The following is a 412-nucleotide window of genomic DNA, read 5'->3' as shown; positions in this document are numbered from 1 at the left end:
CCCTCCGCTCAGCGCTGCCGAATAAGTCCCACCACTGGATCGCGAAACGCGAAGCCGCTGCCCTAGAGTGCTGCTGTCACGCAACAGCAAACGGGGAAACGGGGAAGGTGACCACTTCCAGTGCCGATCCAGAATGTTAAGGAATACCACTGCCACGACACGTCCTACGATTCCGGGGATCCACACTGCCCCTGCCGACTCGCGCTCCAGCCGATGGGGGCCGAGCCGGCGGTTGATGAGCTGACCGACCGCGAGAGGGAGGTGCTGGTGCTCCTGGGAGGGGGACTGCCGAACCGGCTCCTCGCCCGGCAGCTGGGCATCGCGGAGCGGACCGTAAAGGCGCATGTCGCGCATATCATCGCGAAACTCGGGCTCAGGACCCGACTTGAGGCGGCGGTCGTCGCCAATCTGC

1 protein-coding gene is annotated in these 412 nt (G+C 65.0%); it reads left to right on the top strand.

What is annotated here, in order from left to right; all coding sequences use genetic code 11:
* Nucleotides 1-120: 120 nt before the first annotated feature.
* A partial coding sequence (locus ACLZOT_RS50155) for a helix-turn-helix domain-containing protein (RefSeq protein WP_416976011.1) occupies nt 121-412 on the top strand: 292 nt, incomplete at its 3' end.

Origin of the sequence: Streptomyces sp. 4F14, from assembly GCF_048159485.1 — a bacterium.
GTDB lineage: Bacteria > Actinomycetota > Actinomycetes > Streptomycetales > Streptomycetaceae > Streptomyces.
Note: the sequence above shows the minus strand (reverse complement) of the source record. Positions and strands in the feature narration are given on the sequence as shown.